Annotated in this window: 24 protein-coding genes; 17 read left to right on the top strand and 7 right to left on the bottom strand. The window is 72.9% G+C overall.

What is annotated here, in order from left to right; genetic code table 11:
* The first annotated feature begins 1 nt into the window (after nucleotide 1).
* From ACTJK8_RS25045 to ACTJK8_RS25015, 7 genes are all read left to right on the top strand, one after another.
* Nucleotides 2-1,045: an ABC transporter substrate-binding protein gene (locus tag ACTJK8_RS25045; protein WP_029361475.1), complete on the top strand. Its 1,044-nt coding sequence runs from the start codon at nucleotides 2-4 to the stop codon at nucleotides 1,043-1,045.
* Nucleotides 1,042-1,947 (top strand): ABC transporter permease, encoded by a 906-nt coding sequence (locus tag ACTJK8_RS25040; RefSeq protein ID WP_012318240.1) that lies wholly within the window; start codon nucleotides 1,042-1,044, stop codon nucleotides 1,945-1,947. The genes ACTJK8_RS25045 and ACTJK8_RS25040 overlap by 4 nt, the downstream gene beginning before the upstream one ends.
* Nucleotides 1,948-1,976: 29 nt before the next feature.
* Entirely contained in the window at nucleotides 1,977-2,795 is an 819-nt protein-coding gene (locus ACTJK8_RS25035) for an ABC transporter permease (RefSeq protein ID WP_012318241.1), read from the top strand.
* An 18-nt stretch (nucleotides 2,796-2,813) separates the two neighbouring features.
* Complete coding sequence (locus ACTJK8_RS25030) at nucleotides 2,814-3,566, top strand: aspartate/glutamate racemase family protein (protein ID WP_012318242.1); 753 nt, start codon at nucleotides 2,814-2,816, stop codon at nucleotides 3,564-3,566.
* Nucleotides 3,563-4,996 (top strand): amidase, encoded by a 1,434-nt coding sequence (locus tag ACTJK8_RS25025; protein ID WP_440762687.1) that lies wholly within the window; start codon nucleotides 3,563-3,565, stop codon nucleotides 4,994-4,996. The genes ACTJK8_RS25030 and ACTJK8_RS25025 overlap by 4 nt, the downstream gene beginning before the upstream one ends.
* Nucleotides 4,993-5,325: a hydroxyisourate hydrolase gene (locus ACTJK8_RS25020; protein ID WP_012318244.1), complete on the top strand. Its 333-nt coding sequence runs from the start codon at nucleotides 4,993-4,995 to the stop codon at nucleotides 5,323-5,325. Before ACTJK8_RS25025 ends, ACTJK8_RS25020 begins: the two co-directional genes overlap by 4 nt.
* Nucleotides 5,326-5,456: 131 nt before the next feature.
* Nucleotides 5,457-5,903 carry a hypothetical protein gene (locus ACTJK8_RS25015; protein ID WP_234741545.1) on the top strand — a complete coding sequence of 149 codons (447 nt, stop codon included), beginning with the start codon at nucleotides 5,457-5,459 and terminating at the stop codon, nucleotides 5,901-5,903.
* On the opposite strand, the gene ACTJK8_RS25010 is transcribed toward ACTJK8_RS25015, so the two are convergent.
* Entirely contained in the window at nucleotides 5,888-6,220 is a 333-nt protein-coding gene (locus ACTJK8_RS25010) for a hypothetical protein (protein ID WP_012318246.1), read from the bottom strand. The two genes, ACTJK8_RS25015 and ACTJK8_RS25010, sit on opposite strands and share 16 nt — an antisense overlap.
* A 63-nt stretch (nucleotides 6,221-6,283) precedes the next feature.
* Between ACTJK8_RS25010 and ACTJK8_RS25005 the strand changes: the two genes are divergently transcribed.
* From ACTJK8_RS25005 to ACTJK8_RS24970, 8 genes are all read left to right on the top strand, one after another.
* Nucleotides 6,284-6,622 (top strand): hypothetical protein, encoded by a 339-nt coding sequence (locus ACTJK8_RS25005; RefSeq protein ID WP_012318247.1) that lies wholly within the window; start codon nucleotides 6,284-6,286, stop codon nucleotides 6,620-6,622.
* A gap of 211 nt (nucleotides 6,623-6,833) precedes the next feature.
* Nucleotides 6,834-7,802 (top strand): glycosyltransferase family 2 protein, encoded by a 969-nt coding sequence (locus tag ACTJK8_RS25000; RefSeq protein ID WP_012318248.1) that lies wholly within the window; start codon nucleotides 6,834-6,836, stop codon nucleotides 7,800-7,802.
* Between the two features lie 36 nt (nucleotides 7,803-7,838).
* Nucleotides 7,839-8,933 carry a CDP-glucose 4,6-dehydratase gene (gene rfbG, locus ACTJK8_RS24995; protein ID WP_058607245.1) on the top strand — a complete coding sequence of 365 codons (1,095 nt, stop codon included), beginning with the start codon at nucleotides 7,839-7,841 and terminating at the stop codon, nucleotides 8,931-8,933.
* Nucleotides 8,934-8,991: 58 nt separating this feature from the next.
* Nucleotides 8,992-9,762, top strand: a complete 771-nt coding sequence (gene rfbF / locus ACTJK8_RS24990) for a glucose-1-phosphate cytidylyltransferase (protein ID WP_024830654.1) — start codon at nucleotides 8,992-8,994, stop codon at nucleotides 9,760-9,762.
* Complete coding sequence (locus ACTJK8_RS24985) at nucleotides 9,747-10,655, top strand: NAD-dependent epimerase/dehydratase family protein (RefSeq protein WP_012318251.1); 909 nt, start codon at nucleotides 9,747-9,749, stop codon at nucleotides 10,653-10,655. Before rfbF ends, ACTJK8_RS24985 begins: the two co-directional genes overlap by 16 nt.
* On the top strand, nucleotides 10,655-11,194 hold the full coding sequence (locus ACTJK8_RS24980; RefSeq protein WP_043343568.1) for a dTDP-4-dehydrorhamnose 3,5-epimerase family protein: 540 nt from the start codon (nucleotides 10,655-10,657) through the stop codon (nucleotides 11,192-11,194). The genes ACTJK8_RS24985 and ACTJK8_RS24980 overlap by 1 nt, the downstream gene beginning before the upstream one ends.
* A gap of 146 nt (nucleotides 11,195-11,340) precedes the next feature.
* Entirely contained in the window at nucleotides 11,341-12,660 is a 1,320-nt protein-coding gene (gene rfbH, locus ACTJK8_RS24975) for a lipopolysaccharide biosynthesis protein RfbH (RefSeq protein WP_012318253.1), read from the top strand.
* Between the two features lie 67 nt (nucleotides 12,661-12,727).
* Nucleotides 12,728-12,940, top strand: coding sequence for a hypothetical protein (locus ACTJK8_RS24970; RefSeq protein ID WP_440762686.1), 213 nt, complete (start codon nucleotides 12,728-12,730; stop codon nucleotides 12,938-12,940).
* A 30-nt stretch (nucleotides 12,941-12,970) separates the two neighbouring features.
* On the opposite strand, the gene ACTJK8_RS24965 is transcribed toward ACTJK8_RS24970, so the two are convergent.
* From ACTJK8_RS24965 to ACTJK8_RS24945, 5 genes are all read right to left on the bottom strand, one after another.
* Nucleotides 12,971-13,255 carry a hypothetical protein gene (locus tag ACTJK8_RS24965; protein WP_429402974.1) on the bottom strand — a complete coding sequence of 95 codons (285 nt, stop codon included), beginning with the start codon at nucleotides 13,253-13,255 and terminating at the stop codon, nucleotides 12,971-12,973.
* Between the two features lie 64 nt (nucleotides 13,256-13,319).
* Nucleotides 13,320-13,613 (bottom strand): hypothetical protein, encoded by a 294-nt coding sequence (locus tag ACTJK8_RS24960; protein WP_012318256.1) that lies wholly within the window; start codon nucleotides 13,611-13,613, stop codon nucleotides 13,320-13,322.
* A gap of 246 nt (nucleotides 13,614-13,859) precedes the next feature.
* Complete coding sequence (locus ACTJK8_RS24955; RefSeq protein WP_440762685.1) at nucleotides 13,860-14,600, bottom strand: sensor histidine kinase; 741 nt, start codon at nucleotides 14,598-14,600, stop codon at nucleotides 13,860-13,862.
* Between the two features lie 180 nt (nucleotides 14,601-14,780).
* Entirely contained in the window at nucleotides 14,781-15,152 is a 372-nt protein-coding gene (locus ACTJK8_RS24950) for a response regulator transcription factor (protein WP_012318258.1), read from the bottom strand.
* A gap of 327 nt (nucleotides 15,153-15,479) precedes the next feature.
* A complete protein-coding gene (locus tag ACTJK8_RS24945) occupies nucleotides 15,480-16,142 on the bottom strand; it encodes a response regulator transcription factor (protein ID WP_053621789.1) in 663 nt (220 codons plus the stop codon).
* Between the two features lie 329 nt (nucleotides 16,143-16,471).
* On the opposite strand from ACTJK8_RS24945, the gene ACTJK8_RS24940 reads away from it, so the two are divergent.
* Nucleotides 16,472-18,994: an MFS transporter gene (locus ACTJK8_RS24940; protein ID WP_024830647.1), complete on the top strand. Its 2,523-nt coding sequence runs from the start codon at nucleotides 16,472-16,474 to the stop codon at nucleotides 18,992-18,994.
* Between the two features lie 27 nt (nucleotides 18,995-19,021).
* Here the strand turns inward: ACTJK8_RS24940 and ACTJK8_RS24935 are convergent, their stop codons facing one another.
* Complete coding sequence (locus ACTJK8_RS24935) at nucleotides 19,022-20,404, bottom strand: mercuric reductase (protein WP_024830646.1); 1,383 nt, start codon at nucleotides 20,402-20,404, stop codon at nucleotides 19,022-19,024.
* A gap of 395 nt (nucleotides 20,405-20,799) precedes the next feature.
* On the opposite strand from ACTJK8_RS24935, the gene rclC reads away from it, so the two are divergent.
* A partial coding sequence (rclC, locus tag ACTJK8_RS24930) for a reactive chlorine resistance membrane protein RclC (protein WP_440762684.1) occupies nucleotides 20,800-21,351 on the top strand: 552 nt, incomplete at its 3' end.

The following is a 21,351-nucleotide window of genomic DNA, read 5'->3' as shown; positions in this document are numbered from 1 at the left end:
CATGACCCTGCACCGCCGCAGCCTCCTCGCCGGCGCCCTGACTCTCGGCGCCGCCCAGGCCTTCCCGGGCCTGTCCCACGCGCAGGCGCGCAAGCTCGTCTTCGCGACCTTCACGGGGAGCTGGGAGGAGGCGCACCGGGCCGTGCTGGTGCCGGCCTTCCGCAAGAGCTCGGGCGGCGACGTCATCCTCGATCCGATGCTCTCGGTCGACCAGATCGCCAAGGTCCAGGCCGCCCGCGCCAACCCGCCGATCGACGTGATGCTGCACGATCCTGGCCCCGCCCTCACGGCCATCGCCCAGGACCTCGTCGAGCCCTACCCAACGGCCCAGTCCGCCCATTACGGCGACCTGATCGCCGACGCGCAGGAGCCGATGGGCCCGGCGCCGTTCTTCCAGATCGTCGGCCTGACCTACAATCCCGAGAAGGTGAAGACGCCGCCGACCTCCTGGGCCGACCTGTGGAAGCCCGAGTACAGGGGCCGGGTCGGCATCACCAACCTGAACTCGACGCTCGGCACCGGCTTCCTCGTGGAGATCGCCCGGATGCACGGCGGCTCGGAGACCGACGTCGAGCCGGGCTTCAAAGCGCTGGAGGCGCTCAAGCCGAACCTCGCCGCCGTCGCGGCCAACCCGGGCGCCCTGGCGGCCCTCTACCAGCAGGAGCAGGTCGACATCGGGCCGGGCAACTTCAACGCGATCCAGATCCTGAAGGCCCGGGGCGTGCCGGTGGAGTTCGCCGCGCCCAAGGAGGGCATCATCGCCTTCAAGACGACGATCCACATCGTCAAGAACACCCCGGTGAAGGAGCTGGCCTTCAAGCTGATCGAGGCCGCCCTGTCGCCGGAGGTGCAGGCCAAGCTGATGCAGAGCCCCTACCTGATCGTGCCGACCAACCGGAAGGTCGCGATGGAGGGCGAGGTCGCCAAGGTCCTGGCGAAGGACGCCGAGGAGCTGAAGCGCAAGTCGGTGTTCCAGGACTGGGCCGCGATCAACCGCGGCCGGCCGGCCTGGATCGAGCGCTTCAACCGCGAGATCCGGGTGTGACGGCCGGGCCGGCCATCGCGGCGGCGGGCCCGGTCGCCGCGCCCCTCCGCCCGGGCCGCGCCTGGACGGCGGCCTACGACATCCGCCTCGCGCTGCCGCTCGGGGCGTTCTTCCTCGTCTTCTTCCTGGCGCCGCTGGCGCTGCTGCTGCTCGTGAGCTTCTACGCCGATCCGGCCATGACCCGGTTCGGCCTCGACCAGTACGCCCGGTTCCTGCTCGACCCGTTCTCTCTGCGGGTGCTCGGCGCGACCCTGTGGCTCGGCGCCGAGGTCACGGCGCTGACCCTCCTGCTCGGCCTGCCGCTGGCGCTGCTCCTGACCTGGGCGCCCGGCCGGCTGCGCGGCCTGCTGACCCTGATCGTGCTGCTGCCGCTGCTCACGAGCGTGGTGGTGCGGACCTTCGCGTGGATCGTGATCCTGGGGCGCCAGGGCATCGTCAACGCCGCGCTCCTCGGCCTCGGCCTCACCGACGCGCCGCTGAAGCTGCTCTACACCGAGGGCGGCCTCGTCCTGGCGCTGGCGCAGGTGCAGCTGCCGCTGATGGTCCTGCCCCTGGTCACCGCCCTGTCGCGGATCGACCCCAACCTCGCCGACGCCTCGGCGGCGCTCGGGGCGGGGGCGTGGCGCACCTTCGTGCGGGTGACCCTGCCGCTCTGCCTGCCCGGCATCGTGGCGGGCTGCCTGCTGACCTTCGCGGCGGCGATCACCGCCTTCATCACCCAGTCGCTGATCGGCGGCGGGCAGATGCTGTTCATGCCCATGTACCTGTACCAGCAGGCCTCATCGCTCAACAACTGGCCGTTCGCGGCGGCGATCGCGATCGTCTTCCTCGTGGCGGTGCTCGCCTGCGTCACGCTCCTCAACCTCGCGGGCCGCCTGTCGCGCGGCTACGCGCAGGCCTGAGGTCACCTGGAGGTCACCGGGAGGTCACCATGCGGACGAGCCTGCGGCGCGATCTCGACTGGTTCAGCTTCCACGGCGCCGTGCTGCTGCTCGCCGGGCTCTGCCTCGTCCTGCTGGCGGCGCCGACCGTGATCGTCGTGGTGGTGTCGTTCACCAGCGGCTTCTCCCTGCGCTTCCCGCCGCCCGGCTACGCCCTGCGCTGGTACGCGGCGCTCGCGGAGGCCGAGCAGTTGCAGGCCGCCGCCTGGAACAGCCTCGTGGTGGCGGGCTGGACGACCCTGCTGTCGGTGGTTCTGGGCACCGCCGCGGCGCTCGCCATCGCCCGGTCGCGGCGGCTCTCCGCGCGGCTCCTCGACAGCCTGTTCCTGTCGCCGCTGGTCCTGCCGGCCCTGGCCTTCGGGCTCGCGGCGCTGATGCTGTTCAGCCTCGCGGGGATCCCGGTCTCGCCGCTGACCCTCGTCCTCGGCCACACCGTGGTCTGCGTGCCCTACGTGGTCCGCACCACCGTGGCGGCCCTGTCGCAGATGGACCCGGTGCTCCTCGAGAGCTCGACCTCCCTCGGCGCTTCGCGCCTCTACACGTTCCGCCGGGTGACCCTGCCGCTGATCCGGCCCGGGATCCTGGCCGGGGGCTTCATCGCCTTCATGGCGAGCTTCGACAACGTCCCGGTCTCGCTGTTCCTGCGCGACGCCGCCACCGACATGCTGCCGATCCGCATGTGGCAGGACCTGGAGGGCCGCCTCGACGTCACGGTGGCGGCGGCCTCCAGCCTGCTGATCCTCGCGACCGTGGTGCTCGCCGCCGTGATGGAGCGGGCCGCCGGCCTGTCCCGCCGGATGGCCGGCTGAAGTGCCCGGAGCCCTCGCATGCGGATCCTGCTCCTCAACCCCAACACCTCGGCGGCGATGACCGCGCGCATGGCCCGGGCCGCCGCGGCGGCGCTCGCCCCCGACGCGCACATCACCGCGCTCACCGCGGCGACGGGCCTGCCCTACATCGCCAGCCGGGCCGAGGCGCAGCTCGCCGGGGCGGCGGTGCTGGAGACGCTGGCGGCGCACCATTCCGGCCACGACGCCGCGGTGATCGCGGCCTACGGCGATCCCGGGCTCGTCGCCGCGCGGGAGCTGTTCGACCTGCCGGTGGTCGGCATGGCCGAGGCCGCGATGCTGACCGCCTGCCAGCTCGGGGCGCGGTTCGCGATCGTCACCTTCGCGCCCGCCCTGCTGCCCTGGTACGAGGACGCGGTGGCCCTAGCCGGCCTGTCGGCCCGCTGCGCCGGCCTCCACGCGGTGCGCCGGCCGTTCGCGGCGGTGACCGAGGTGCAGGACGAGTTGCGGCCCGAGATCCTGGCCCTGGCCGAGCGGGCGGTCGGGGAGGGGGCCGACGTCGTGATCCTGGCCGGGGCGCCGCTCGCCGGCCTCGCCGCGACCCTGCGGGACGCGGTGCCGGTGCCGCTCGTCGACCCGCTCGCGGCCGCCCTGGGTCAGGCGCAGGCCCTGGTGCGGCTCGGGACGCGGCCGCCCCGGGCCGGCCGCTTCGCCCGGCCGCCCGCGAAGCCCGCTACGGGCCTGACCGGGCCGCTCGCCCGCTGGATCGCGCATCGCGAGGAGGAGTCATGACCCGGATCGACGCGGCGGGCCCGCTCTGGACCCTCTCGGCCGCGGCCCTGGGCCGCCGCTACGCCGCCGGGACGGCGAGCCCGGTCACGGCCGCCCGCGCCTGCCTGGAGCGGGCCGAGGCCGTGAACCCCACGCTCAACGCCCTCGTCGCCGTCGATCCCGAGGGCGCGGAGCGCGCCGCCGCCGCGAGCGCGGCGCGCTGGCGGGCGGGACGCCCGCTCGGGCCCCTCGACGGCGTGCCGCTGACCGTCAAGGACAGCCTGAACGTCGCCGGGTTCGCGACCGGCTGGGGCAGCCGGCTCTACGCGGGGGAGGGGACCGCGCGCGCGGTCGACCGGGACGAGACGCCGGTGGCGCGGCTGCGCGCGGCCGGGGCGGTGATCCTGGGCAAGACCAACGTCCCGGAGCTGACCGTCCAGGGCTACACCGGCAACCCGGTCCACGGGGTCACCCGGAACCCGTGGGATCCGGCGCTGACGCCCGGGGGCTCCAGCGGCGGCGCCGTCGCGGCCGTGGCCTCCGGGATCGGCCCCCTGGCGCTCGGGACCGACGCGGGCGGCTCGATCCGCCGCCCCGCCTCCCATACCGGCCTCATCGGCCTGAAACCCACCGCCGGCCGGGTGCCGCGGAAAGGCGGGCTGCCGCCGATCATGCTCGACCTCGAGGTGGTCGGGCCGATGGCGCGCACCGTCGAGGATCTCGCGGCGGCGATGCGGGTCCTCGGGGCGGCCGACCCGGATTCCGTCGCGCCGCACGGCTTCGGCCCGTTCGGGCGCGAAGCCGTGCCGGAGCGCCCGATGCGGATCCTCCACGTCCCGGCCTTCGGGACGGCCCCGGTCGATCCCGAGATCGCCGACAGCGTCGCCGAGGCGGCCGGGCGCCTCGCCGGCCTCGGCCACCGGGTCGAGACCGGCCGCTTCGACGCGGCGACGGCCATCACGGAGGCGTGGCCGGTCCTCGGCCAAGCGGGCATCGCGTGGCTGATGCGCGCGCATCCCGGCCGCAACGACGACCTGGGCCCGGACATCCGCGCCCTGGCGGAGGCCGGGGCGGCCCTCTCGGCGGCCGACCTGTTCGACGTGCAGCGGATGGCGCTGGCGCTGCGCCGGGACCTCGCCGCCCTGTTCGCCGGCCACGACCTGCTGATGACGCCCGCCGCGGCGGCGCTGCCCTGGCGGGCGGAGGACACCCATCCGCCGCGCATCGCCGGGGTGCCGGTGGGGCCCCGCGGCTCGGCGACCTTCACGGGCTTCGTCAACGCTGCGGGCTGTCCGGGGATCTCGATCCCTTGCCGACCGTCGAGCGCCGGGCTGCCGATCGGGTTCCAGCTCGTGGCGCCCTGGGGCGGCGACGAGACCCTGGTGGCGATGGCGGCGGCCTACGAGGCGGCCCATCCCTGGCGGATGGTCTGGGAGGGCAAGGCCCCGTGACCGGCCTGTCCCTCCACGCCGTCGACGCCGCCACGGGCCGGCCGGCCGAGGGGATGCGCGTGCGCGTCCTGACGGCCGGAGGACGGCGGCGGGTGATCGCCGAGGGCCGCCTCGGGGCGGACGGGACCCTCGACCATCCGGTCGTGCGGACGCGGCTCGAGGCCGGGCTCTACGAGGTCGTGTTCGTCATCGGGGACTTCGTCGGGGCCGCGGGGGAGGGGTTCCTGGAGGAGGCCGCGATCCGCTTCCGGCTCGACGACCCCGACCGCCACTGCCACCTGCCGCTGAAGTTCACCGCCTTCGGCGTGGCGCTGTTCCGAGGCTGCTGAGCCGCGGGCCGCCCTTGGGACCGGCCCGCCCTGCGACGGCGCGGCCCGGCCGCCGCCCTCCCCCGCGCGGTGACCGGAGCCTCCGGAGGGCCTAGACTCGGCCCCGTCGCGGCACGCGCAGGAGGAAGCCGATGCGGGTTCAGGCGATGACGATCCCGGCCGCGGCCGGCCGCGCGCATCGCGGCGCCCCGCCGGCGCGCCTGCTGCTGGCCGCGCTGACGATCCTCGCGCTTCCGCTGGCCTTCCTCGCGGCCGGGCGGGTCCCCGCGGCGCCCGTCGACCCCGACCTCGTGCGGGTGATCCGCTTCATGGCGCTGCTCAAGGGCGGCTTCGCCCTGGCGGCTTTGGCCGGCTGCTTCTGGCGTCTCGGCCGGCCCGCCGGATGGCGCAGCCTCGTCTACGTGGCCGGACCGCCGCTGATGGCGCTCGGGGCGGCCGGCCTGTGGTCCCTGCGCGATCCCGGGCCGGCGGCGCTCGGCCTGCATCTCGGCCTGTTCGCGGTCCTCGCGGCGGCGCTGACCGACCGCGAAGCCCTGCCCGACCGGCGCCGCGCGGCGCGCCGTCAGATCGTCTCGTAGGCGAACAGGACCGCGATCAGCGTCAGGCCGATCAGCCCGATGACGAAGCAGACGTCGGCGCAGCGCTCCAGGCTGACCGGGAGGTCGCCGCCGTCGCCCAGGCGGATCGACAGGTACGACGCGATCGCGCTGACCAGGAACAGGATCGCCGTCAGGGCGGCGGCCTCGTCGACGTGGCTCGGCCCGATCCAGCCCTCGGCGATCTTCACGAGGCCGATCAGCGTGGTGCAGACGCCGACCATCGTGCCGGCACTGGGGAGGATGTGGCGCGACAGGCTATCCTCGCCGGATCCGGTGGCCTTCCGCCTTTCGGCCATGCGCTCCTCGTACAGCTCCGCGCCGGCCGATGGCCCCCTATACCGCGCCCGTGGAGGTTCGTCATGAAGCGCCCGCTCACCACCAGCTTCTCCGCGCCGCCGCCGGAGCAGGCCCGCCCGCCCGAATCGGCGCCCGCGGCGTCCTGGCGCGACGTCGCCCCGCTCGCGGCCGCCCTGATCGCCACCCTGGAGGCGATCGAGGCCGGGCCGAAGGCGGGACCGGCGATGCGGGCGCACCGCTCCGCGATGCGCCGCCAGGGCGAGGCGGCCGCGGCGCTCGGCGGGTCCGAGGCGCTGGAGGCGGTCCTCCACCAAGTCGCGGACGCCGACGCGGCGCGGGCCGAGCGGCGCCTCGCGCTCGTCCGCGAGGCCTGGACCGGGCTGCCCGGGGCGGGGGCGTGAGGGTTCGTCCCCCGAAGGAGCGCGGCGCCGGCCGATGGAGGATCACGCCCCGGGTCGGCGGAATCCATGCGCCCTGATCGACACAGGTCTTCGATTCTGGCAGGTCTGCCCAGCGTCACGCCGTTCCCGGTCTGATCCGTCCGAACCGCGCGGCGCGCAGCCGAGCCGCCCGGCCCCGGCGCCTCGGTCGACCCAGTCAGAGAGCCGTTCGATGCCGCTGCCGCTCGTTTCCCTGATCGTGCCGACCTTGAACCGTCTCGAGTTGCTGGCGCAGACCCTGAGCTCCGTCTCGGCGCAGGATTACGGCAACCTGGAGCTGATCATCAGCGACAACGCCAGCACCGATGCCACGGGCGCTTTCCTGGCGCAGCTCCGGAACGATCGGCTCACGGTCCTCACCCGGTCGTTCACGCTGCCCATGGAGGCGAACGTCACCGACGCGGTCCAGCACGCGCGCGGCAAGTACATGCTGCTGCTGAGCGACGACGATCTCATCTCGAACACCTACGTCTCGACGATGGTGGCGGCGTTCGAGGCCGACGACGCGATTCAGGTCGGGCTGGGGCGCCGGGTCCTGATCGACGGCGCGAGCCAGATCCTGCATCAGGCGGAGCCGCTCTCCGCGGGCGCCCAGATCGAGGCCGCGGAGCCGTGGCTGACGCGGTACTTCGCCAGTCCGACGGCCCACACCCAGATCAACACCGTCTTCTCGACCTTCTACAGGCGCTCCGCTTGGCTGGATGCCGGCGGGCAGCCGACGCTGTCGGGCTCCTACTTCTCCGACACGATCCCGTTCGTCGGCGTTCTCAACCGCGCGTCGAAGGTGTTCTACGCGCCCGAGGCGGTCTTCCTGTATCGGTTGCACCAGAATCAGGAGAGTCATCAGGCGACCGCGGCGGCGAAGCAGGCCTATGCGGGCATGTTCCAGTTCTTCGAGCAGCTGAAGCCGAAGCTCGGCGATCTTGCCCATTCGGACGCGCTCAAATCCGCGCTCATCCGGTATGTCCTGATGATGTTCTTCAACGCGTGCGGTCCGTTCGCGACGGAGCAGAAGATCAGCGCGCCCGACCTGTACGGGTTCTTCTGGGACGCGCTGAGCCGTCCCTCACCCCCGGAGGCCGGCGCGGCGGGGCCGCCGGATCTGGCCCGGATGCGGCCGGCGGATCCGGCCGTCGCGTGAGCCCCGATCGATGCCCAACCGGTCCGGACCGTTGAGATGACCCTCGCGCGCTATCGCGGCACCCGTGTCCTCGTCACGGGTCATACCGGCTTCAAAGGCGCGTGGCTCGTCGCCTGGCTGCTCGACCAGGGCGCCGAGGTGATGGGCCTCGCCCTGGCCCCCCCCACCGACAGGCCGAGCCTGTTCCGCGATCTCGCGCTCGCCGACCGGATGCGGTCCGCCGTCGTGGATATCCGCGACGCCGAGGCGGTGCGCGAGGCCGTCGCGGCGTTCCGTCCGGAAATCGTCTTCCACCTCGCGGCCCAGGCGCTGGTCCGGCGCTCCTACGCCGACCCGCTCGAGACCTTCGCGGTCAACGTCATGGGCACCGCCCATGTGCTGGAGGCGGCGCGCCACACCGACTCGGTCCGCGCGGTCGTCTGCGTCACGTCGGACAAGTGCTACGAGAACCGCGAATGGGTCTGGGGCTACCGCGAATCCGACCCGATGGGCGGCAAGGATCCCTACAGCGCCAGCAAGGCCGCCGCGGAGATCGTGGCCGGCAGCTACCGGCAGGCCCTGATGCCGGGATCGCGCCTGCGCCTCGCCACCGCCCGCGGCGGCAACGTGATCGGCGGCGGCGACTGGTCCGAGGATCGGCTCGTGCCCGACCTCGTCCGCGCCATCCGGAGCCGCGCGCCGCTCGTGTTGCGGAACCCGGACGCGGTCAGGCCCTGGCAGCACGTGCTCGAACTGCTGCACGGCTACCTGCTGCTCGGCGCGCGACTCCTCGCCGCCGACGACGCGGCGGTCGGCGCCTGGAATTTCGGCCCGGCCCGCGCCAGCGAGGTCGCGGTGCGGCGGCTGGTCGAGCAGGCGCTGGCCGCCTGGGGCGGCGACCCCATCCCGGTCCAGATCGAGGCCTCGGCCCTGCGCGAGGCCGGGATCCTGAAGCTCGACGCGGCCAAGGCGGAGGCGGAGCTGGGCTGGCGCCCCCGGCTCGGCTTCGCCCGCACGGTGCGCCTGACCATGGAGTGGTATCGCGACTACAGCGCGCGTCCCACCGACGCCCGGGCGCTCGTCGAGGCCCAGATCGCGGAATACGCCCGGATCGCGGCCGCTTCCGGCCACGCAGACGAGGACAGCGCCTGACCATGCACGCACGTCGCCCCTCCCTCCGCTCCCGCCCCGCGGGCCGGGGAAACGGCCGGTGAAGGCCGTGATCCTGGCGGGCGGCCTCGGCACGCGCCTGTCCGAGGAGACCGCCACGCGGCCGAAGCCGATGGTCGAGATCGGCGGCCGGCCGATCCTGTGGCACATCATGAAGGGCTACAGCCACCACGGCATCAACGACTTCGTGATCTGCCTCGGATACAAGGGGTACATCATCAAGGAATACTTCGCGAACTACTTCCTACACATGAGCGATGTGACCATGCACATCGCCGAGAACCGGATGGAGATCCACCGGAAGACCGCCGAGCCCTGGACCGTGACGCTGGTCGATACGGGCGACCAGAGCATGACGGGCGGCCGCCTGAAGCGCGTCCGGCATCACCTGGAGGGCGAGGAGATGTTCGCGCTCACCTACGGCGACGGCGTCAGCGACGTCGATGTCACCGCGCAGATCGCCTTCCACCGCGCCCACGGCAAGCGCGCCACCGTGACGGCGGTGCGGCCCGACAAGCGCTTCGGCTACCTCGCCCTCGACGGCGACCGGGTCACGGCCTTCGAGGAGAAGCCCGACAACGAGGGCGGCTGGATCAACGGCGGCTTCTTCCTCCTCGCGCCGTCGGTGATCGACACGGTGACGGGCGACGAGACGGTCTGGGAGCGGGAGCCCCTGGAGCGCCTGGCCCGGGAAGGCGACCTGCAGGCCTTCATCCACGACGGCTTCTGGCAGGCGATGGACACGCTCCGGGACAAGACCAACCTCGAGGCGCTCTGGGCGTCGGGACGGGCACCGTGGAAGACGTGGTAGCGCCGCCGCCCTTCGGCCGCCTGCTCATCACCGGCGCGACCGGCTTCGTCGGCGGACGCCTGACGCGGGGCTTCGCCGAGGCCGGCATCGCCGTCGGCGCCCTGGTGCGGGCGGGCTCGGCCACCGAGTTCCTCGACCCGCGCGCGACGATCCTGCGCCACGACGGCGCGACGGACACGCTGCACGCCGCGATGCGCGCCTTCGCGCCCGAGGCGGTGATCCACGCCGCCACCCACTTCGTCGGCGTGCACGGGCCGGACCATGTCGCACCGCTGATCCAGGCCAACCTGCTGTTCGGCACGCAGCTCCTCGACGCGATGGCGCGCTGCGGGGTCCGGCACATGGTCAATTTCGGCACGAGCTGGCAGCATTTCGCGGACGATCGCTACAATCCGGCGAGCCTCTACGCGGCCACCAAGCAGGCCTTCGAGGACATAGCGGCCTACTACGCCGAGGCGGAGGGCTTCACGGTCCTGACCTTGAAGCTGACGGACACCTACGGACCGGCGGATCGCCGCGGCAAGCTCGTCTCGGCCCTGCTCCAAGCCCAGCGGGAGGGACGACGGCTCGACCTGTCCCCGGGCGAGCAGACCCTGAACCTGCTCCACGTCGACGACGTCCTCTCGGGCAGCCGCGCCGCTCTGGACAGGATCCGCGCGGTGCCGCCGCATACGCGGGAGGCCTTCGCCCTCCGCGGCCCCGAGACGCTGTCGCTGCGCGATCTCGTGGCGCGGATCGAGCGCCTCGGCGCGCGGCCCGTCCCGGTCGCCTGGGGCGCGCGGCCCTACAGGCCCCGGGAGGTGATGCGGCCGTGGATCGGATCGCTCCTGCCCGGCTGGTCCGCCGCCATCGGCCTGGATCGCGGCCTCACCGAGTTGATAGCGGCCCAGTGATGTTCGAGATCCGAACCAGCGATCTTCCGGGTGTACTGGCCCTCCGCGCGCCCGGCAGCCGCGATGCCCGCGGCAGCTTCCACAAGCTGATGCACGCGCCGAGCCTCGCTGCCGCTGGTCTCAGGACGGATTTCGCCGAGGTCTACTGCTCCACTTCGGCGCGGGGCGTGATCCGCGGCATGCATTTCCAGGTGCCGCCCCACCAGCACGCGAAGCTCGTCTGGTGCCTGTGCGGCGCGGTGACAGACGTCGTCCTCGACCTGCGCCGGGACTCGCCCGGCTACGGCCGCGCCGTCGCCTTCGACCTCGACGAGGAGGCGCCCGCCGGCGTCTACATCCCGGAGGGCTGCGCCCACGGTTTCGCCGTGCGCTCCGGCGCGGCGACGCTGCTCTACCTCGTCACGTCGGTCCACGCCCCCGCCGCCGATGCCGGCATCCGTTGGGACAGCTTCGGTTTCGACTGGGGCATCCCGCACCCGACCCTGTCGGACCGGGATCGCCTGCATCCCGGCCTCGACGCGTTCGCCACGCCGTTCTGAGCCATGGGCCCGGTCGACGACAGGCGCTCCGACAGGGCGGCGGCCCCGATCGTGCCGGGCCTCGTCGCCGATGGCAGTCTCACACCCGGCGGATCCCGCGGTATAGCTGCCGGAGCCCCCCGACCGGACAACGGTGTTTCGCCCCCATGACCGATGCCCTGCGCACCGAGATCCTGAGCCTCGCCCGGGCGCATTTCGAGGCGCGCGGGAGGCCGGCCTTCGTGCCGGGCGAGACCTACATCCCGCCCTCCGGCAAGGTCATGGACGCGGAGGATTGCGCCCACCTCGTCGACGCCTCCCTCGACATGTGGCTGACGGCCGGGCGCTACGCCGACCGGTTCGAGCGGGAACTCGCGGCGGCGTTCGGACGGAAGCATGCGCGGCTGACCGTCTCTGGCTCGGCCGCGAACCTCCTGGCCTTCGCGGCGCTGACCTCGCCGAAGCACGGCGCGCGCCGCCTGCGGCCGGGCGACGAGGTGATCACCGTCGCGGCGGGCTTCCCGACCACCGTCGCGCCGATCGTCCAGCACGGCTGCGTGCCGGTCTTCGTCGACGTCGACGTCGAGACGCACAACGTCGATGTCGACCTGCTCGAGGCGGCCGTGACGCCGAAGACCCGCGCGGTGATGATCGCGCACTCGCTCGGCAATCCCTTCGACGTGGTCCGGGTGGCCGAGATCTGCCGCCGCCACGGCCTCTGGCTGGTCGAGGATTGCTGCGACGCATTCGGCGCGACCATCGGCGGGCAGGGAGTCGGGACCTTCGGCGACGTCGCCACCCTGAGCTTCTATCCGGCCCACCACATCACCACCGGCGAGGGCGGCGCGGTGCTGATGGACAAGGGTCCGCTCGCCAAGATCGTCGAGTCGTTCCGGGACTGGGGGCGGGACTGCTACTGCAAGCCCGGCACCGACAACACCTGCGGCAACCGCTTCGGCTGGAAACTCGGGGACCTGCCCCGCGGCTACGATCACAAGTACACGTACTCCCACATCGGCTATAACCTGAAGGTCAGCGACATGCAGGCCGCCCTGGGGGTGAGCCAGCTGACCAAGCTCGACCATTTCGTGGCGCGCCGCCGCGCGAACTTCGTCGGCCTGGAGCGGCGCCTGCGGGAGCGCGGCCTCGACCGGCTCTTCCATCTGCCGCGGGCGACCGCGGGTTCGGAGCCGAGCTGGTTCGGCTACCTCCTCACGGTGCGGGACGGCGTCGGCATCGATCGGAACGCCCTCGTCGCGCGCCTGGAAGAGAAGCGCGTGGGAACACGGCTGCTGTTTGCCGGCAACCTGACCCGGCAGCCCGCCTTCCGGGACGTGACATACCGGGTTCACGCCGCGCTGACCCACACCGACAAGATCATGCGCGACAGCTTCTGGATCGGCGTCTGGCCCGGCCTGACGGACCCGATGCTCGACTACATGGCCGACACGCTGGCGGCGGTGACGCGGGAACTCGGCGCCGGCTGACGCCCCTCCGGCCACGGCGGCCGCGCGCGCGGGCCGCGCGCTTGAGCGGGCCGCGCGCGCGCCCCACATGGACGAGAGCGACAGCGCGGGGCCGACCATGTACGACTTCATCCACAACCTCCGCCTCTGGCTCTGGCGCCGCCAGGTGCGGGCCCTGGCGCGGGCGTGCCGGGTGTCCGGGACCAGCGACGGGGACTGGATCGCCGCCACCGTCGCGGCCTCCGCGACGAGCTCGGGCCCGGGCGCGCCGGTCCCGTACGCGAGCGGCACCGGCCTGTAGCGGCGATCCCTCTCCGCGAGGGGCGGCGGGTCAGCCTTCCGGAGACGGCTCGGCGGCGGCGGCACCCGGCTCGGGCGCCGGGCCGGTGTCGAGGGTGCCGCTGTGGACCAGGGCGCCGGCCCAGGCGCCCGCGATGATCCGGACCTGCTCGATGGCCTCGGCGCGGGTGAAGGGCCTGTCGCCGCCCCCCGGCCGGCCCTCGTCCCAGTAGACGTAGCCGGTGCGCCGGCCGCCGGCATCCTCGACGCAGGCGGCGTTCTCGAGGACGCAGATCCGGAGCGGGAGCTTGAGGCCGAGTGTGGGCATAGGGCCCATATAGGGCGCGGATCCCGCGGGAAATCGGCGCGCCCGCGGCGTGACGGTCCGCCTCAGGTGGGTCTCAGGTGGGTCTGGCCGCGTCGAGGGCCTGCGTCAGTTGTTCCACGACCTCGTCGCCCTTGGGCGGCGGCTCGGCCTCCTCGACCCGCCGGGCGACCTCCATGACGAGGTAGGTCACCGACGGCGGCCACGGCACGCCGTTGTCCAGGAGCATCCGGGCGGCGCTCACCAGCATCCGGAACTGGTCTGGCGGGATCGTCGTCCCTGCCTCGTGCTGCGCGAGGATGTGGTCGGCGATCGCGGCCGCCAGTCCGGCGACTTCGGCCATCTTGTTGGGCGGATCGCCAGCCGTCATGTCAGGTCACGCTCCGTCTGCGAAAGCACGGTGCGGAGCATCCGTCGCCTCTTCGGGGTCTCAGGCCGACACGGTTCCACAAGCAACCCTGGCGAGCAAGCCGTGCGGGCGCGGCACGCCTGCGTCGCCGTGGACGCCGCGGATTTCGGTGGGCTGCGCACGCGGTCCGGGCGTTTCGCGGCCTCCAGTGCCGGGACGGCGGACCTGCTCCGCGGCGGCAGCGCCGTCGGGATCGACCCGGGAAATCTACGCGGATGCCGGACAGTGACGGGGCGCGGTCACGCCGAAGACGGAGCCCCGGTCGCGCCGGGATCGCACGGTGATCGGGTGATCGAGCGCCGCGGCGGTCTGCCGGACGATGTGCAGGCCGAGCCCGAGACCGCCCCCGTCCCGGCGCCCGGCGCGGTCGAAGGCGTCGAAGATGCCCGCCAGCCGTTCGGGCGCGATGCCGGGACCGTCATCGTGTACCTCGATCGTGACCCGCCCCTGCCGGCGGAGGCATCCGACGACGACGCGGCCGCCCGGGCCCGCATACTTCACGGCGTTCCCGACGAGGTTGCGCAGGATGGTCGTCAGCATGGCGGCCTCGCTCTGGACCGTCAGCGCCGTGGCGCAGACCTGCACCCGCACTCCGACCGCGTCGGCGTAGGGCTGCCACTCGGCCGCCACCGCCTCCAGGAGCGGGACGAGGGCGACGGGACCGAGCCGGGGCGGCACGGCGCCGGTCTGGGAGGAGCGGGCCAAGTCGTCGAGTTCGCGGCCCAGCCGCACCAGCGCGTCGCTGGCGAGGCCGAGCCGGGCCGCGGCCCGGGGACCGACGCCGTCCGAGACCGCGCGGTCGATGGCCATGAGGGCCACCTGCAGGGGCTGCTTGAGATCGTGTCCGGCGACGGCGAGGAGCCGGGCCATGGCGCTGCGGGCGGTCTCCGCGCGCAGCACGGCCTCGTCCGACCCCGCACCGCTCCGGCTCGCCATCGTCAGTCCCATCCCCGCCTCCTCGTCCGGCCCGCGTGCGGCGCGCGTGCGGCGCCCCTTCCATGGCGCGACCTTGCACCGTGGCCGTTCGCGCCGGAATCATACGGAGGTTTGATGTCCTAATCGGATCGTCCGGGCGCGCAGGCGCGTGACGGCCGCGCGCAGCCCGGCCGACGTTCAGGCGGCCGATCCTCAGGCGCCGATCGTCTCTTCCAGGCAGCGGATCAGTTCGTCGGCCACGAGGGGCTTGCGCAGGAGATCGCGGGCGCCGCCGGCGAGGGCCCGACGCCGGAGCGCGTCGTCGGTCAGCGCCGTCATCATGATGACCGGCAGGGCAGGGCGCTGCTGCCGGACGCGGTCCTGCAACTCGATGCCGCTGATCCCCGGCATATTCACGTCCGTCAGCAGGCACGAGACATCGCTGCCGGCCATGGAGGCCAGGAAGGCCTCGCCCGAGTTGAAGGCCCGCGCGTCGTAGCCCAACGCTTCGAGGAAGCTGGACGTCGCGTCCAGAACCGCCTCGTCGTCGTCCACGACCGCGACCGCTTTCTTCCCGACCGGCACGAATCTCCCTCCGGAGCCTCTCGGAGGCGCGTCGATCCCACCTGTGTGGGCCAGCGGCCGCGCCGACGATATTATACGATGGTTTGATGCGCGCGACGGACGCACATCCTGATGAACCGAGTCCCACCACAGCAAAGCAGGCCTCGGAGCGCCACGACGCGAGCCGGTAGACACGGGTTTGGCGAGTCTAGTCAGGACTTTTCCGTCGACTCCCGACTCGAACGTGCCGACGAAATCTGTCCCGTGCGGGTGCCAACGCGGTGATGCCCGGCATCGTTCCGCGCCGATCGGCCCGGCCCGGGCCGGCGACTGCGGGGGGCTTCGGGCTCAGACGGTCGCCCGGGCCTTGAGCAGCTCGGTCTTGCGCACGAGGTCGGCCACGGAGCCGGCCTCCATCTTCCGCATGACGTTGCCGCGGTGGATCTTGACCGTGATCTCGCTGATGCCGAGGGCGTAGGCGATCTGCTTGTTGAGCAGCCCCTTGACGACGTGCGCCATCACCTCGGCCTCCCGCGCCGTCAGGGTCGCGGCCAGCGCCTCGAGTTCGGCGACCCCCGCGCTCGAGGCGCGCCGGGTCCTGTCCCGCTCGATCGCGACCGCGATGGCGTCGAGCATGTCCTGGTCGCGGAACGGCTTGGTCAGGAAGTCGAGCGCGCCCGCCTTCATGGCCTGGACGGTCATGGGGATGTCGCCGTGGCCGGTCATGAAGATGATCGGCATGCGGTTGCCCAGCGCGGCCAGCTTCGCCTGCAGGTCGAGACCGCTGGATCCCGGCAGCCGCACATCGAGGATCAGGCAGCCCGGGCGGTCCGGCAGCGTCGCCGCGAGGAGCTCGCTCGTCGCGCCGTAGGCGAGGGTGTCGAGGCCGACGGAGCGCAGGAGATCCTGGAGCCCCTCTCGGACGCCCTCGTCGTCCTCGACGATGACAACCAGCGGTGAGGCCGTGTCGGCGCCGGCTTTCGCCGCGCCACCCCGGACGTTGCCTGACATCGTGATCGACGAGCCCCCGCGCGCCCCTGCCAGGCTGTCCGCGAGGACAGTGCTTACAGGTTGAATCCGCGCCCGATCAAGCCGACCGTCTTCGGACGGCACAGCCGGTCCGCAGAGGCCGGACGCAAAGGCCGGGCGCAGAGGCCGGACGCAGGGGCCGCACCCGGCCGAACCTATCGACTTGCGGCCAAGCTTGTGGCTATGAGCGGTTGCACTGCCCCCGGGACTGGCTCAACCTCCAACGCGATCAGCATGTCCCGGCTCCCGGGCTCGCGGGCGCCCCGTCCGGCCGTGCACCCGTATGGCAGGCTGCGGAGCGAGGCGCGGAGATGATTGCGGTGAGCAACGCGCCTCCCAGACAAAAGACGGCGCGCGTCCTCCTCGCGAGCCTGATCGGCACGACGGTCGAGTTCTACGACTTCTACATCTACGCCACGGCGGCGAGCCTGATCTTCGGGCCGCTGTTCTTCCCGGCGGCGCTGCAATCGGCGGAGCTGATCAGCGCCTACGCGAGCTTCGGCCTCGCCTTCGTGGCCCGGCCGATCGGCGGCGCGGTCTTCGGGCATTTCGGCGACCGGGTCGGGCGCAAGGCGACGCTTGTCGCCTCGCTCCTGCTGATGGGTCTCTCGACCTCGGCGATCGGGCTGCTGCCCACCTTCGCGCTGGCCGGCTGGCTCGCGCCCGTCCTGCTCTGCCTCCTCCGGTTCGGGCAGGGGCTGGCGCTCGGCGGCGAGTGGAGCGGCGCCGCCCTGCTGGCGCTGGAGAACGCCCCGCCGGGATGGCGCGCGCGCTACGCGATGTTCGCGCCGCTCGGGGCGCCCCTCGGCTTCTTCGTGGCCAACGGCCTGTTCCTCGTCCTGACCCTGACCCTCAGCGCGGAGCAGTTCGCGGACTGGGGCTGGCGGGTGCCGTTCCTGCTCAGCGTGCCGCTCGTCTGGCTCGGGCTCTGGGTCCGCACCAATCTCGGCGAGACCGAGGAGTTCACCGCCGCCGTGAAGGACGCGCAGCCCCCGCGCGTCCCCTTCGTCGCGCTGATGCGCCACCATGCCGGGCAGGTCGTCGCCGGGATGTTCGGCGTCGTCGCGTGCTTCTCGCTGTTCTGGACCGCCACCGCCTTCGCGCTCGGCTACGGCACGACGACGCTCGGCTATTCCCGGGCCTCGTTCCTGACGGTCGAGCTCGGCGCGATCCTGTTCATGGCCGCCGCCATCGTCGTCGCGAGCTGGTTGTCCGACCGGCTCGACCCGGCCCGCGTCCTGATCGTCGGCTGCGCCGGGACGATCGCCTCCGGGATCCTGCTGGCGCCGATGCTCGGCAGCGGCTCCCTCGTGACGATCTTCGTCTTCCTGGCCTTCGCCCTGTGGGTGATGGGCTTCGTCAACGGGCCGCTCGGCGCGTGGCTGCCGAGCCTGTTCCCGCCGCAGGTGCGCTACACGGGCACCTCCGTGGCGTTCAACGTCGGCGGCATCATCGGGGGCGCCTTCTCGCCGATGATCGCGCAGGCGCTCGCCGAGCGCAGCGGCCTGACCGCGGTCGGCTTCTACCTCGCGCTGACCGGCGGGATCAGCCTGATCGCCTTCGACACGAGCGCCCGCCAGCGCGCGCTGGGGGCACTGGCGCGGAGCGAGCGGCGCTACCGCGCGCTGTTCGAGCAGAGCCACGTCGCGCTGTGCGAGGTCGATCTCTCCGGGGCGCAGGCCCACCTCGCCGAGGCGCGGGCCGCCGGGGGGCCCGGGACCGACCTCCGCGGACAGGCCGATGCCGCGCTCGCCGCCGCCTGCGCGCGGCAGATCGCGCTGGTCGACGTCAACGACGCCACGGTGCAGCTCCTCGGCTGCCGGTCCCGCGACGCGGTCCTCGGCTCGATGAGCCGCTTCCTGCCGCCGGGCAACGATCTCGTCCTGCCGCTCCTGCAGCGGCTCGAGCGGGCGGGCGGCCGGTTCGAGGCGCAGGGCCGCCTCGTTCGCGCCGACGGGCGGGAGGTGACCGTGATCCTCGTCGTGGCGCTGCCGGACGACCCGGCGGCCTTCGACCGCGTCGCCTGCGCGATGATCGACGTGACCGAGCGGGAGCGCGCGAAGGAGGCGCTGCTCGCCGCCCAGGCCGAGCTGGCCCGCGCGGGCCGGGTCTCGACCGTCGGGGCGATCTCCGCCTCCATCGCCCACGAGGTCAACCAGCCGATCGGCGCCATGGTGATGAGCGCCGAGGCCTGCCTGCGCTGGCTGCGGCGCGAGACGCCGGATCTGGAGGCGGCCGCGCGGGCGGCCGAGCGCGCCGTCCGCGACGGCATGCGGGCGAGCCGGATCGTGCAGCGGACGCGCGAGCAGCTCCGCCGCGACCGGAGCCAGCCCGAGATCGTCGACCTTCAGCCCCTCCTCGCGGAGGTCGTGGCGCTCCTCGATCGGGAGATCCTGGCGGCCGGGGCGACGGTGCGGACTCGGATCGCCGCGACCGAGGCGCGCGTCCTGGCCGATCGCGTCGAGATGCAGCAGGTCGTGGTCAACCTCGTGACGAACGGCCTGCACGCCATGCGCGATGCGCCCGAGACCCGCCGCGAGCTGCGGATCGCGCTCAGCGCTCCGGCGCCCGGTCGGCTTCGGATCGCGGTGTCCGACAGCGGCACCGGCATCGATCCGGAGCAGCTGCCCAAGCTGTTCAGCCCGTTCTTCACCACGAAGCGCGACGGGATGGGCATCGGCCTCGCGATCTGCCGGACCATCGTCGAGTCCCATGGCGGGACGCTGACCGCTCGGAACAACGACGGTCCCGGCGCGACCTTCGCGGTCGATCTTCCGGCGGCCGAGCCGGACCGAGAGAGCCGCGCGGCGGAACCCGCCGCGGCGAGCGCCTGAACCGCGGAGAGCGGGTCAGGGAGTGGGTCAGGGGGCGGGCACGGCCGAGAACAGGCTGTTCAGCCCCTCCGCGGTCGTCGGGTGGGCGAGGATCGCGTCGCGCAAGGCCGTGTAGGGCAGGCCGGCGAGCATCGCGACCTGGACCGCGGCCATGACCTCGCCGGCCTCCGCGCCGAGCATCGTGAAGCCGAGGATCCGATCGTCCGGTCCGATGACGGCCTTCATGAAGCCCTCGGTCTGCCCGGTCGTCCGCGTGCGCAGCACGGCCGCCATCGGCAGCTTGGCGACCCGGACGGCATCGCCGCGGGCGCGCGCCTCGGTCTCGGTCGATCCGACCCGCGCCAGCGGCGGGTCCGTGAACAGGCAGGCGGGCATCAGCCGCCCCGCGGTCGAGCGCGGGATCCCCGCGAGATCGTCGCGGATCACGCGGAAATCGTCCGCGGAGGCGTGGGTGAAGGCCGGGCTGCCCGCGCACTCGCCGATGGCCCAGACGCCCGGCGCGCTCGTCCGCAGACGGTCGTCGACCTTGATCACGCCCCGCTCGGTGAGGTCCACCCCCGCGCGGTCGAGGCCGATCCCGCCGGTGTTCGGCGCCCGGCCCGCCGCGACGAGGATGTGGCTTCCGGCGATGACCGCCTCGCCGTCGCCGCCGCGCACCGTGATCTCCACGGCGTCGCCCGAACGGCCGCGCACGCGCACGACCTCCGTGCCGGTGCGGATGGCCAGCCCCTCGGCCTCGAGGAGCTGCGCGAGCGCGGAGGCCACGTCCGGATCCTCGCGGCCCGCGATCTGCGCCCCGTGCTCGATCACCGTCACCGCGCTGCCGAACCGGCGGTAGGCCTGGGCCAGTTCGAGGCCCACGTAGCCGCCGCCGAGGACGACGAGGTGGGCGGGCACGGCGTCGAGTTCGAGCGCCTCGATATTCGTCAGCGGTTCCGCGTCGCGCAGGCCCGGGACGTCGGGGATGGTCGGGCGCGTGCCGAGGTTGAGGAAGATCCGCTCGGCCGTCAGCGCGCGCGACCCGCCCGCGTTCAGCGCGACCGTGAGCGCCCTGGGACCCGTGAAGGCGGCCGTTCCCATGATGAGCTCCGCGCCGCTGTCGCGGTAGCGGTCGAGGTGCATGTCGACGAGGCCGCGGACCATCGCCCGCTTGCGCTCGACCACCCGGGCCATGTCCACCGCGACCGGGCCGGTCTCGATGCCGTACCGGTCGGCGTGCCGGGCGAGATGGGCGATCTCGGCGCTCCAGATCTCGTTCTTGCTCGGCAGGCAGTTGGTGTTGGGGCAGGAGCCCCCGATCCAGCGGCGCTCGACCACCGCGACCCGCTGCCCGGCCTTGGCTAAGTGCCAGGCCAGGAACTTGCCACCCTCGCCGCTGCCGATCACGAGCGCATCGTAGTGGTCGTCCATCGTCCATCCTCCGCGGATCCGAGATTTCGGAAACACGTAAAGGCATCGCGATCGGCCGGATATCATGCGTCGGTATGATAGACCGGCCCTGACCGGCCGGCGCGCAGATTTGGTGCGCCCGCGGCCGCGCCGCGTGGCGCGATCGCTTCCGGCGGCAAGTCGATCACGGACGCTCATGCCTGCGCTCGACCTCGGAACACAGATGTCTTGCCGAACCCGCGGCCGCGTTCCGGACGAATATCGGATGATCAGACCCAAACCTGCGTATGATTGAGCCGGATCGGCCCATCATCGAAGCTCCTCCCATCGCCGCCGCGCGATCATCCGTCCCGGCCGGCGCCTCTGCAGGGAGGCCTCAAGCCGTCCCGCGCCCTCAGCTTCGAAGGATCAGATCCATGAACACGCAGGTTCGCCGCGTCCTCGGCCTCGTCTCCGGGCCGGGCTCGAACCGCCTCGGCCTCCAGGCCATGCGGGTCGCCATCGCGGTCGTCTTCCTCTGGATCGGCGCGCTCAAGTTCGTGCCCTACGAGGCCGACAGCATCACGCCCTTCGTCGCCAACAGCCCGGTCATGGCGTTCTTCTACGCCCACCCCGACCAGTACGCCCAGCACCTCACCCACGAGGGCGAGCTCAACCTCGCCGCCCGCGCGTGGCAGACGGCCAACCACACCTACGCGTTCTCCCGCGGCCTCGGCACGGTCGAGCTGCTGATCGGCCTGCTCGTCCTCGCCGGCCTGGTGTCGCGGCGGCTGGGCTTGGCCGGGGCGGTGCTCGCCTTCCTCACCCCGGTGGTGACCCTGTCGTTCCTCGTCACCACCCCCGAGGCCTGGGTCGCCGCGCTCGGCGATGCCCAGCACGGCTTCCCCTACCTGTCGGGCGCGGGCCGCCTCGTCCTCAAGGACGTCACCCTCATGGCCGGCGCCTGGCTCGTCCTCGCCGACAGCGCC

The organism is Methylobacterium sp. 22177 (genome assembly GCF_052045615.1).
GTDB lineage: Bacteria > Pseudomonadota > Alphaproteobacteria > Rhizobiales > Beijerinckiaceae > Methylobacterium > Methylobacterium radiotolerans.
Note: the sequence above shows the minus strand (reverse complement) of the source record. Positions and strands in the feature narration are given on the sequence as shown.

Bases quoted from the DNA above. Each gene is read 5' to 3' on its own strand.
- ACTJK8_RS25045 (WP_029361475.1), top strand. From the start codon at position 2: ATGACCCTGCACCGCCGCAGCCTCCTCGCCGGCGCCCTGACTCTCGGC.
- ACTJK8_RS25035 (WP_012318241.1), top strand. From the start codon at position 1,977: ATGCGGACGAGCCTGCGGCGCGATCTCGACTGGTTCAGCTTCCACGGC.
- ACTJK8_RS25030 (WP_012318242.1), top strand. From the start codon at position 2,814: ATGCGGATCCTGCTCCTCAACCCCAACACCTCGGCGGCGATGACCGCG.
- ACTJK8_RS25025 (WP_440762687.1), top strand. From the start codon at position 3,563: ATGACCCGGATCGACGCGGCGGGCCCGCTCTGGACCCTCTCGGCCGCG.
- ACTJK8_RS25015 (WP_234741545.1), top strand. From the start codon at position 5,457: ATGCGGGTTCAGGCGATGACGATCCCGGCCGCGGCCGGCCGCGCGCAT.
- ACTJK8_RS25010 (WP_012318246.1), bottom strand. From the start codon at position 6,220: ATGGCCGAAAGGCGGAAGGCCACCGGATCCGGCGAGGATAGCCTGTCG.
- ACTJK8_RS25005 (WP_012318247.1), top strand. From the start codon at position 6,284: ATGAAGCGCCCGCTCACCACCAGCTTCTCCGCGCCGCCGCCGGAGCAG.
- ACTJK8_RS25000 (WP_012318248.1), top strand. From the start codon at position 6,834: ATGCCGCTGCCGCTCGTTTCCCTGATCGTGCCGACCTTGAACCGTCTC.
- rfbG (WP_058607245.1), top strand. From the start codon at position 7,839: ATGACCCTCGCGCGCTATCGCGGCACCCGTGTCCTCGTCACGGGTCAT.
- ACTJK8_RS24980 (WP_043343568.1), top strand. From the start codon at position 10,655: ATGTTCGAGATCCGAACCAGCGATCTTCCGGGTGTACTGGCCCTCCGC.
- rfbH (WP_012318253.1), top strand. From the start codon at position 11,341: ATGACCGATGCCCTGCGCACCGAGATCCTGAGCCTCGCCCGGGCGCAT.
- ACTJK8_RS24970 (WP_440762686.1), top strand. From the start codon at position 12,728: ATGGACGAGAGCGACAGCGCGGGGCCGACCATGTACGACTTCATCCAC.
- ACTJK8_RS24965 (WP_429402974.1), bottom strand. From the start codon at position 13,255: ATGGGCCCTATGCCCACACTCGGCCTCAAGCTCCCGCTCCGGATCTGC.
- ACTJK8_RS24960 (WP_012318256.1), bottom strand. From the start codon at position 13,613: ATGACGGCTGGCGATCCGCCCAACAAGATGGCCGAAGTCGCCGGACTG.
- ACTJK8_RS24955 (WP_440762685.1), bottom strand. From the start codon at position 14,600: ATGGGACTGACGATGGCGAGCCGGAGCGGTGCGGGGTCGGACGAGGCC.
- ACTJK8_RS24945 (WP_053621789.1), bottom strand. From the start codon at position 16,142: ATGTCAGGCAACGTCCGGGGTGGCGCGGCGAAAGCCGGCGCCGACACG.
- ACTJK8_RS24940 (WP_024830647.1), top strand. From the start codon at position 16,472: ATGATTGCGGTGAGCAACGCGCCTCCCAGACAAAAGACGGCGCGCGTC.
- ACTJK8_RS24935 (WP_024830646.1), bottom strand. From the start codon at position 20,404: ATGGACGACCACTACGATGCGCTCGTGATCGGCAGCGGCGAGGGTGGC.